8 protein-coding genes and 1 rRNA gene are annotated in these 10,026 nt (G+C 72.9%); 3 read left to right on the forward strand and 6 right to left on the reverse strand.

Annotated features, from left to right (window positions below; all coding sequences use genetic code 11):
• Positions 1-209: 209 nt before the first annotated feature.
• On the reverse strand, positions 210-1,769 hold the full coding sequence (locus DQE82_RS12260) for an alkaline phosphatase (RefSeq protein ID WP_113972702.1): 1,560 nt from the start codon (positions 1,767-1,769) through the stop codon (positions 210-212).
• A gap of 193 nt (positions 1,770-1,962) precedes the next feature.
• Between DQE82_RS12260 and DQE82_RS12265 the strand changes: the two genes are divergently transcribed.
• Positions 1,963-2,403 (forward strand): carboxymuconolactone decarboxylase family protein, encoded by a 441-nt coding sequence (locus DQE82_RS12265; RefSeq protein ID WP_043328964.1) that lies wholly within the window; start codon positions 1,963-1,965, stop codon positions 2,401-2,403.
• Positions 2,404-2,463: 60 nt separating this feature from the next.
• On the opposite strand, the gene ndk is transcribed toward DQE82_RS12265, so the two are convergent.
• Positions 2,464-2,889, reverse strand: a complete 426-nt coding sequence (ndk, locus tag DQE82_RS12270) for a nucleoside-diphosphate kinase (RefSeq protein WP_030503075.1) — start codon at positions 2,887-2,889, stop codon at positions 2,464-2,466.
• Between the two features lie 144 nt (positions 2,890-3,033).
• Between ndk and DQE82_RS12275 the strand changes: the two genes are divergently transcribed.
• Positions 3,034-4,353 (forward strand): VOC family protein, encoded by a 1,320-nt coding sequence (locus tag DQE82_RS12275; protein WP_113972703.1) that lies wholly within the window; start codon positions 3,034-3,036, stop codon positions 4,351-4,353.
• A gap of 87 nt (positions 4,354-4,440) precedes the next feature.
• Here the strand turns inward: DQE82_RS12275 and DQE82_RS12280 are convergent, their stop codons facing one another.
• From DQE82_RS12280 to DQE82_RS12290, 3 genes are all read right to left on the reverse strand, one after another.
• Positions 4,441-4,842 (reverse strand): DUF4233 domain-containing protein, encoded by a 402-nt coding sequence (locus DQE82_RS12280; protein WP_043328962.1) that lies wholly within the window; start codon positions 4,840-4,842, stop codon positions 4,441-4,443.
• Positions 4,839-6,110: a folylpolyglutamate synthase/dihydrofolate synthase family protein gene (locus tag DQE82_RS12285; protein WP_222949356.1), complete on the reverse strand. Its 1,272-nt coding sequence runs from the start codon at positions 6,108-6,110 to the stop codon at positions 4,839-4,841. Before DQE82_RS12285 ends, DQE82_RS12280 begins: the two co-directional genes overlap by 4 nt.
• A gap of 77 nt (positions 6,111-6,187) precedes the next feature.
• The gene (locus DQE82_RS12290; RefSeq protein WP_113972704.1) at positions 6,188-8,806 is read right to left on the reverse strand and encodes a valine--tRNA ligase; all 2,619 of its coding nucleotides are present in this window, start codon (positions 8,804-8,806) and stop codon (positions 6,188-6,190) included.
• Positions 8,807-8,875: 69 nt separating this feature from the next.
• On the opposite strand from DQE82_RS12290, the gene DQE82_RS12295 reads away from it, so the two are divergent.
• Positions 8,876-9,553 carry a hypothetical protein gene (locus DQE82_RS12295; RefSeq protein ID WP_043331013.1) on the forward strand — a complete coding sequence of 226 codons (678 nt, stop codon included), beginning with the start codon at positions 8,876-8,878 and terminating at the stop codon, positions 9,551-9,553.
• Positions 9,554-9,901: 348 nt separating this feature from the next.
• Here DQE82_RS12295 and rrf read toward each other — a convergent pair.
• Positions 9,902-10,018 (reverse strand): 5S ribosomal RNA (rrf, locus tag DQE82_RS12300).
• Positions 10,019-10,026 lie beyond the last annotated feature (8 nt).

Below are 10,026 nucleotides of genomic sequence, written 5' to 3' on the forward strand. Positions count from 1 at the left end.
GGTACCACCCCGCTTGGCGGCCGAGGTGCGACCGCCCGCTCGTTGGCCGGCTGTGACGGGCCGTCCCGTCCGGTTCTACTGGGCCGGTCACCCGGCTGTTCCTCCGGAGGCTCACCGGTGATGGCCGGGTCGTCGCCTGTGCGTTCAAGCGTACTCGACCCCCTGCCCGCCGTGCCGCGCCGCCGGGTATTCCACTGCCCGGCGGGGTGTCAGCGGCGCGACGGGGCCGGGAGGGTGGTGGTCCAGAGCGAGGCGCCGGAGCGGTCCCGCAGGTGGACCGTCAGGGCCGCCGACGGGCCGTCGATCGTGACCTCGCCGAAGTGCTGGAAGCCCTCGGCCGGGGAGGTGTTGGCGCGCGGCGGGGCGTGCACGAACACCGCCTTCGGGCCGAACGTGCCGTCCAGCGCGTTCGGGCCGAATGCGCCCGCGTGCGCCGGGCCGGAGACGAACTCCCAGAACGGGCTGAAGTCCCGCACCGCCGCACGGGCCGGGTCGTAGTGGTGGGCGGCGGTGTAGTGCACGTCGGCGGTGAGGAACACCAGTCCGGTCACCCCGGCCCGGTGCGAGGCGCGCAGCACCTCGGCGAACTCCAGCTCCCGGCCGGCCGGCGCGCCGTGGTCGCCCTGCGCCACGCCCTCCTGGGCGTCTGCCCCGTCCGGCACCACCACGCCGATCGGCAGGTCGTTGGCGATCACCTTCCAGGTGGCCCGGGACGCGCGCAGCTCCCGGATCAGCCACTCCCGCTGCGCCCTGCCGAGCAGCCCCCGGTTGCGGTCGGCGTACGTGTTGCCGTCGTTCGGGTCCTTGTAGGTGCGCATGTCCAGCACGAACACGTCCAGCAGCGGCCCGTACGACAGCTTGCGGTACATCGGCCCGCCGGCCGGCACCGGCAGCCACTCGTGGAACGCCTGCCGGGCCCGGGCGGCGAGCACGTCCACCCGCTTCTCGCCGTACCGCTCGTCGGTCAGGATCTCCCCCGGGTACCAGTTGTTCACCACCTCGTGGTCGTCCCACTGGTTGATCTGCGGCACCTCGGCGGCGAACGCCCGCAGGTGCTCGTCGAGCAGGTTGTACGCGAACTGCCCCCGGTACTCGGCGAGCGTCTCGGCCACCTTGCTCTTCTCCGGCGTCACCAGGTTGCGCCAGGTGCGCCCGTCCGGCAACACCACGCTCTCGGTCAGCGGGCCGTCGGCGTACACGGTGTCGCCGCTGCACAGGAAGAAGTCCGGGCGGCGCTCCCGCATGGCCCGGAAGATCGCCAGCCCGTCGAAGTCGGGGCTGATCCCCCAGCCCTGCCCGACGATGTCGCCGGTCCACACGAACCGCACGTCACGCCGCTGCTGCCGCCCGGGGGCGGTGGCGAACGAGCCGGTCAGCGGCTCGCTGCACAGGCCGTGCCGGTCCAGGCTCTCCACCCGTACCCGGTAGTGCAGCCGCTGGCCCGCGGGCAGGCCGCGCAGGCGGACCTTGCCGGTGAGGTCGCCGGTGGGGTCGACCACCGGGCCGCGCACCAGGCGGGCGCCGCGCAGGTCCGGCCGGCGGCTCACCTCGACCAGCATCCGGCCGGGCCGGTCCGCGCGGGTCCAGACCAGCGCCGAGTCGGCGGTCACGTCGCCGCTCTGCACGCCGTGGGTGAGCAGCGGCCGGCCGCCGGGCCGCAGGCCGGGTGCGGCGGGCGCGCCGGGCGCGCCGAGCAGCGCGCCGCCGGCGACTCCGGCGCCGGCGACCAGGCCGGCGCGGAGCAGGGTACGTCGATCGATGTGCGTCATGGGTTCTCCCGGTCTCGGCAGTGTCGCCAGCCCGGTCTACCGGCCGCAGGTGGCCGGGAACTCCGGTCGAGGTGACCGGAACGTCAACGACTGTTGTCGGCCCGGCCATGACCACCGTCACACCGCAGGCGCGTCACACCGCGCCCGCCGTGCCCCGTCCTGTGCGCGTACCCCAACCAACGAGGAGGCGGCGATGAGCCGGATGGACATGGCGGCGGTGGCGCCGGAGGCGTACCAGGCCGTGCTGGGCCTGGAGAAGTACGTCCGGACGAACGTGGACCACACCGTGCTGGAGCTGGTGAAGCTGCGGGCGTCGATGCTCAACGGCTGTGCGTTCTGCGTGGACATGCACAGCCGGGAGGCGCTGGGGGCCGGGGAGGACAGCCGCCGGCTGTTCGCGGTCGCGGCGTGGCGGGAGGCGCCGTTCTTCGACGAGCGGGAGCGGGCCGCGCTGGCCCTCACCGACGCGGTGACCCGGCTCGGCGAGCACGGCGTGCCGGACGACGTCTGGGACGGCGCGGCGAAGGTGTGGTCGGAGAAGGAACTGGCCGACCTGGTGGTGGCGATCGCCACCATCAACGTGTGGAACCGGGTCGCGGTGACCTGCCGGACGCAGCCGCCGGCGCAGGTCTGATCGCTGACACACGACGGCCCCGGTCCCGCCAGGAGCGGGCCGGGGCCGTCGGCGCGTCGGTCAGGCCAGCTCGGGGAACCAGAGCGCGATCTCGCGCTTGGCGCTGTCCGCCGAGTCGGAGGCGTGCACCAGGTTCTCCCGGTTCGACAGCGACAGGTCGCCCCGGATCGTGCCGGCGGCGGCCTTGCGGCCGTCGGTGCTGCCGATCATGGCGCGCACCACCTCGATCACCTGGTCGCCGGAGAGCACCAGCGCCACCAGCGGGCCGCTGGTCATGAACGTCTTCAGCGGCGGGTAGAAGGGCTTGTCGACGTGCTCGGCGTAGTGCTGGTCGGCGAAGTCGCCGTCCATGGTCCGGCTCACCATCGCGTCGATCCGCAGGCCCTTGCGCTCGAAACGGGACAGGATCTCGCCCACCAGACCGCGGCGCACCGCGTCGGGCTTGATCAGTACGAGCGTCCGCTCGTCCGGGCTGCTGCTGGACACGCTGGTTTCCTCCTGCGCACTCAAACGGGGTCGGCTGGGTACGGTCAGCGTAGCGACCCGGTCCCGGCGCCGGCGCGGCGGCTGCGTCTTCCCTGGCCCGCCGTGGCGGCCTAGCCTGGCCCTGGAACCCCTGGGAGGTCCACTGTGGCGAATGGCGGGAACCGCACGATCGCGCCGGTACGCAAACTGATCGGCACGGTGCTGGGCACCGTCGCCACCTTCGTGACGGTGTTCGGGCTGGGCATGACCAGCTGGGCCATCGTGGCGCTCGGCGTCGCGCTGCTGGTGCTGGCGATCGCGCTGGCCACGGTACGCGGCGGCGGTCGCACCTGGGTGATCGGGCTGGGGCACGTGCACAGCGCCTCCGAACCACCCACCCAGTACGCGTTCGGCCGCTGCGAGCTGCAACTGGTGATCGACGCGCCCGGATTGCCGCCCCGGTCCAAGAAGATCATCGAGCCTCGGGTGCCGGTCGCCAAGTGGCCCTCACTCGGCCAGGCGCTGCCGGTCCGGGTGGCGCTGGACGACCAGCGGCACGTGCGCGTCCTCTGGGACGAGGTGCCCACCCACGCGGAGACCGCCGCCGCGGTGGCCGACCTGCCGCCCGAGTACGACACCCCGGACCCGCTGGACGAGCCGCTGATCGCGCAGGAGGCGCCGCCGTGGGCCGGGCGCGCGCCCGAGGACGACTTCCGCGACGACTACCCGCCCGCGCCGGAGGAGTACCTGGACGACGTGCCCCGGGCCGAGGAGCGCGAGCCGGTGGTGCTGCACCAGAGCCCCAGCGGCCGGATGGTGCTGGAGGGGCAGCTCGTCGAACCGGCAGCCGCCGGCCCGCTCCCCCGCCGCGCCCCGGCGCCCCGCGTCCCGGCCGAGGAGCCGATCGGCGCCCCGGCACCCGACAGCACGCGCGCCGAGGCGGCCGACACCGTTCCCGTCGAGACCGTGCCCGACCCGATCGACGTGCCGCTGGACGACCCGGCGGACGCGCCCCGGCGCTCCGACACCCCGCCCACGGCCGAGGAGCTGGACGAGGCCATCTTCGGCCCGTCCGGCCCGGCGGACGCGGCCGAGCCGGACGGGCTGGGCAGCCCGATCAGCGGCGTCGGCATCACCCTGCTCGTCACCGACCTGGACCGGTCCCTCGACTTCTACCGCGAGCTGGGCTTCGACGAGCTGGACCGGGGCGAGGGCAACGCCGTGCTCGCCTCCGGGCCGACCCGGCTGGTGCTGCGCCGGGTCACCGGCGCCGCCCCGATCAGCCGCCGGCTGGTGCACGTCAACCTCGAGGTGGACGACATCCAGGGCGCGTACGAGCGGCTGCGCGAATCGGGCGTCCGGTTCACGTACGCGCCGCGCGTGGTCAACCGGGGCACCAAGCTGGAGGTGTGGGCGGCGGCCTTCCGCGACCCCGACGGTCACGGCGTCGCCCTGACCCAGTGGCGCACCCTCGCCGAGGTGTAAGGAAGGGCCCCTTCTTAACGCCTCAGGTAGAGGAAGGGGCCCTTCTTAACACAACACCGCGCGGCACCGCGCCGCGCGCGACGGCGCTCAGCCGAGGATGACCCGCCGCACGTGCAGCGCGTACGCCCACACCAGCGCGAACATCACCCCGAGCGCGAACAGCGACCAGTGCAGCAGCCCGGAGAGCAGCAGCAGACCCTGAAGCACGGTGCCGGCGTGCCACGCCCACGGTCGGCGCATCAGGCCGGCCAGCACCACGCAGGCGACCGCCAGCGCCACGATCGCGCCGATCGCCGCGCCGCTCAGGTCACCGCCGACCACCCGGATCGGCTGGATGGCCAGCAGCAGCACCAGCGCCTCCAGCGCCATCGTGCCGGCGCCCAGTCCACGTACCGCCTTGTCCGGGTTCCGGAGCCCGGACCGCCGCTCGCCGCCCGCCTGCTCCGGACCGGCCTGGTCCGCGTCCGGGCCATGCTGCGGGCCGGTCATCGCTTGAGCAGCCGGCGGGCGTCGGCCACTGTCACCACCGATCCGGTGACCAGCACGCCCACCCCGGCCAGCTCACCCGGCACGTCGGACTCGGCCTCCGCCACCGCCGCCTCGATCGCGTCGGGCATCTCCCGGGTCACCTGCACCCGCTCCGGCCCGAAGATCTCCCGCGCCAGCGCGGCCAGCTCGTCCACCGGCATCGCCCGGGGCGAGCTGTTCTCCGCCACCACGATCGAGTCGAGCACCGGTTCGAGCAGTTCCAGCAGGCTCGCCGCGTCCTTGTCGCCGAGCACCGCCAGCACGCCGACCAGCTTGCTGAACGCGAACTCCTCCTGCAGCGCGGCCACCGTGGCGGCCATGCCGTGCGGATTGTGCGCGCCGTCGAGCAGCACCGTCGGCGCGGTCCGTACCCGCTCCAGCCGGCCCGGCGAGCTGGTCGCGGCGAAGCCCTCCCGGACCGCCTCGATGTCGAGCTGCCGCCGGGCACCGGCGCCGAGGAACGCCTCCACGGCGGCCAGCGCCACCGCCGCGTTCTGCGCCTGGTGCGCGCCGTGCAGCGGAATGAAGATCTCCTCGTACACGCCGCCCAGGCCCTGGATGGTCAGCACCTGGCCGCCGACGGCGACCGCGCGGCGCAGCACGCCGAACTCGGCGCCCTCCCGGGCGACTGTGGCGTTGACCTCGGCGCAGCGTTCCAGGATCGGGCGGGCCGCCTCCTCCTCCTGCGCCGCCGCGATCACCGTGGCGCCGGGGTGGATGATGCCGGCCTTGTGCAGCGCGATGTCCTCGATCGTGTCGCCGAGCCACTCGGTGTGGTCCAGCCCGATCGGGGTGATCACGGCGACGCCGGCCTGGATGACGTTCGTCGCGTCCTCCGCGCCGCCGAGCCCGACCTCCACCACGGCCACGTCGACCGGGGCGTCGGCGAACGTGGCGAACGCCAGCGCCGTGGTCATGTCGAAGTACGTCAGCGGCTCGGCGAACCGCTGGTCGACCAGCTCGGCCAGCGGCGCGATCTCCCGGTACGTGGACACGAACCGCTCCTCGCTCACCGCCTCGCCGTCCAGGCTGATCCGCTCCCGGACGGTCTCCAGGTGCGGGCTGGTGTAGCGGCCGGTGTGCAGCCCGAACGCCCGCAGCAGCGAGTCGATCATCCGGGCCGTCGAGGTCTTGCCGTTGGTGCCGGTCAGGTGAATCGACGGGTACGCCCGCTGCGGGCTGCCCAGCAGGTCGAGCAGGGTTTCGATCTTCTCCAGCTCGAAGTGCATCCGGGTGAAGCCGCGCGCGTTGAGCGCGGCCTCCACCTCGGCGAACGCGCTGCGGTCGGTGCGGTCGGTGCGGTCGCTCACGAGGGCAGCGCCTCCAGGGCGGCGTCGATCCGGACCAGGTCCGCCTCGGCCACCGCCAGCCGTTCGCGGATCTTCGCCACCACCGGCTCGGGCGCCTTGCCGACGAACGCCGGATTGTCCAGCTTCGCCCGCGCCTGGGTGGCCTCCTTCTCGGCCGCCGCCCGGTCCTTGGTGAGCCGGGCGCGCTCGGCGGCCACGTCGATCGAGCCGCGAGTGTCCAGCGCGACGCTGACCGCGCCGGGCATGGCCAGCGTGGCGCTGGCCTGGAAGTCGTCGCCGGGCGCGTCGAGCCGGGCCAGCGAGCGCACCAGCGGCTCGTGCGCCGCGATGCCCGCGCCGGTCAGGCCGTCGAGCCGCGCGGCGACCCGCTGGGTCGGCCGCAGCCCCTGGTCCGACCGGAACCGCCGGACCTCGGTCACCACCCGCTGGAGGGTGGCGACTTCGCCTTCCGCGGCGTCGTCGACGAGGGTACGGTCGGCGACCGGCCAGGACGCCGTCAGCACGGTCTCGCCGCCGCTCAGCGCGGACCACAGCTCGTCGGTGACGAACGGGATGACCGGGTGCAGCAGCCGCAGGAGCTGGTCCAGCACGTGCCCGAGCACCCGCCGGGTGGCGTCGGCAGCCGGCCCGCCCTCGGCCAGCACCGGCTTGCTCAGCTCCACGTACCAGTCGCAGACGTCGTCCCACGCGAAGTGGTAGAGCAGGTCGCAGACCTTCGCGAACTCGTACGCCTCGAACTGCTCGTCGACCTCGGCGGTGACGTGCGCCAGCCGGGACAGGATCCACCTGTCGACGGTGGAGAGGTCGGCGGCGTCCGGCAGCGGGCCGCCGGTGTGCGCGCCGTTGAGCAGCGCGAACCGGGTGGCGTTCCAGAGCTTGTTGCAGAAGTTGCGGGAGCCCTGGCACCATTCCTCGCTGACCGGCACGTCCTGACCGGGGTTCGCGCCGCGGGCCAGCGTGAACCGGGTGGCGTCGGCGCCGAACCGGTCGATCCAGTCCAGCGGGTCGACCACGTTGCCGAACGACTTCGACATCTTCTTGCCGTGCTCGTCGCGGACCATGCCGTGCAGCGCCACCACGTCGAACGGCTGCACGCCGTCCATCGCGTACAGGCCGAACATCATCATCCGGGCGACCCAGAAGAACAGGATGTCGTAGCCGGTGACCAGCACGCTGGTCGGGTAGAACTTCGCCAGGTCCGGGGTGCGCTCGGGCCAGCCGAGCGTGGAGAACGGCCACAGGCCGCTGGAGAACCAGGTGTCCAGCACGTCCTCGTCCTGCCGCCAGCCCTCGCCGGACGGCGGTTCCTCGTCCGGGCCGACGCAGACGATCTCGCCGTCCGGGCCGTACCAGACGGGGATGCGGTGACCCCACCACAGCTGGCGGGAGATGCACCAGTCGTGCATGTTGTCGACCCAGGCGAAGTAGCGCTTGGCCAGCTCGGCCGGCTCGATCGCCACCCGGCCGTCGCGCACCGCGTCGCCGGCGGCCTTCGCGAGCGGCCCGGTGTTGACGAACCACTGCAGCGACAGCCGCGGCTCGACAGTCGTCTTGCAGCGCGAGCAGTGCCCCACCGCGTGCAGGTACGGCCGCTTCTCGGCCACGATCCGGCCCTGCTCGCGCAGCGCCGCGACGATCGCCGGGCGGGCCTCGTACCGGTCCAGGCCCTCGAACGGGCCGGGCGCGGTGATGATCCCGCGCTCGTCCATGATCGTCAGCGAGGGCAGGTCGTGCCGCTGGCCGATCTCGAAGTCGTTCGGGTCGTGCGCCGGGGTCACCTTGACCATGCCGGTGCCGAAGCTCGGGTCGACGTGCTCGTCGGCGACGATCGGGATCCGCCGGTCGGTGAGCGGAAGCTCCACCTCGGTGCCGATCAGGTGGCGGTACCGCTCGTCGTCCGGGTGCACCGCCACCGCGGTGTCACCGAGCATCGTCTCGGCACGGGTGGTGGCCACCACCACCTCGTCGCCGTAGCGGATCGAGACCAGCTCGCCCTCGTCGTCGGTGTGCTCCACCTCGATGTCGGACAGCGCGGTGAGGCAACGCGGGCACCAGTTGATGATCCGGTTGGCCCGGTAGATGAGCCCGTCGTCGAAGAGCTTCTTGAACATGGTCTGCACGGCCCGGGACAGGCCCTCGTCCATGGTGAAACGCTCGCGGTCCCAGTCGACGGCGTCGCCGAGCCGGCGCATCTGGCCCAGGATCGCGCCGCCGGACTCGGCCTTCCACTGCCAGACCCGCTCGACGAACTTCTCCCGGCCGAGGTCGTGGCGGGACAGCCCCTCACCGGCGAGCTGCCGCTCGACCAGGTTCTGGGTGGCGATGCCGGCGTGGTCCATGCCCGGCAGCCAGAGCGCCTCGTACCCCTGCATCTTCTTGCGCCGGGTGAGCGCGTCCATGAGCGTGTGCTCGAACGCGTGGCCCATGTGCAGCGAGCCGGTGACGTTGGGCGGCGGGATGACGATGGTGAACGGTGGCTTCTCGCTGTCCGCCGACGCCCGGAAGTGTCCGCCGGCTACCCACTGCTCGTACCGTCGCTGCTCTACCTCGCCGGGCTGGTACTGGCCGGCGAGGGTCGGGGCGTCGGGGCGTCGGGCATCCAGTCTCTCGGTCACCCTGAAAGTCTACGGAGCGCTTTCGAGGACCTGACGTGCGCCACCGGTGATTCGCGTACGGTGGCGGTCATGTCCGACGCGCATCTCACCGAGCGCCCGGTCGACGGGGGTTCCGATCCGGTCGAGCTGACCGAAGAGCCGATCGAGCTGAGCCGCCGCGACCCCGCGCAGGAGCCCGAACGCCGGCCCGTCTCCCGGCGCCGGAAGATCGTCCTCGCCGCCCTGCTGGCGGCCGGCCTGGCCGGCGCCGGCGTGCTCGGCCTCGGTGGATGGCGGGTGCTCCAGCAGAAGGACACCACTCTCGGTCAGCCCACCGAGGTCGCCGGGCTGGTACGCGACGACAGCGAGCGGGCCCGCAGCACCGCCGACTACCTGCGCGACGGGCTCGCCGCCGACATCGAGCTGGACCGCGGCTACGGTGCCGTCTACTCCGACCGCGGCGACGCCAAGCGCTCGGTGCTGCTGTTCGGCGGCACCACGCTGCTCTGGCAGCCCGAACGCGACCTGGACACCCTGTTCGGGCTGATGGCCGACGAGACCGGCCGGGTCGCGGGCCTGCGCGAGGTGGACGCCGGCCGTTTGGGTGGCGTGATGAAGTGCGGTACGACGAGCGGCGACGGCGGTGACTTCGCGGTCTGCGGGTGGGCCGACCACGGCAGCGTGGTGATGGGCATGTTCCCGGGCCGGACGGTCGACGCCGCCGCAGCCCTGTTCCGGGACATCCGAGAGTCCGTCCAGACGCGCTGACCGCGACCTCGGCGGGCACTCGTCCACGCCAGTGCGGCGAGGGGACAGGCACCCGCCCCGTCACGTCGCCGTGGTGACGGGTGCCTGTCCCCGCCCTGGTGACCGCTCCCCGCAACGGCCGCCCGGTTCGCCATTACGGGGAGGTGGCTGCATTCCCGGCACGCCGTTGCCGCCACCTCGGCGTAACGGCCCCCCGGATCGCCATTACGGCGTAGTGGTGGCCGGTTCGGCGGTTCGGGGAAGTGGTGGGTGGTCCACCGTTCACGCGCGCCGGCATGAGGACCGGTTTTCGGGGTGGACGCGTTTCAGGGCCACCCCCTGAGAGGGTGGCCCTGAAATCGAATGTTTGTCCGGCGGTGTCCTACTCTCCCACACCCTCCCGAGTGCAGTACCATCGGCGCTGGAGGGCTTAGCTTCCGGGTTCGGAATGTGACCGGGCGTTTCCCCTCCGCCATGACCGCCGTAACTCTATG

It is taken from the genome of Micromonospora sp. LHW51205 (assembly GCF_003315815.1).
Lineage (GTDB): Bacteria > Actinomycetota > Actinomycetes > Mycobacteriales > Micromonosporaceae > Micromonospora > Micromonospora chalcea.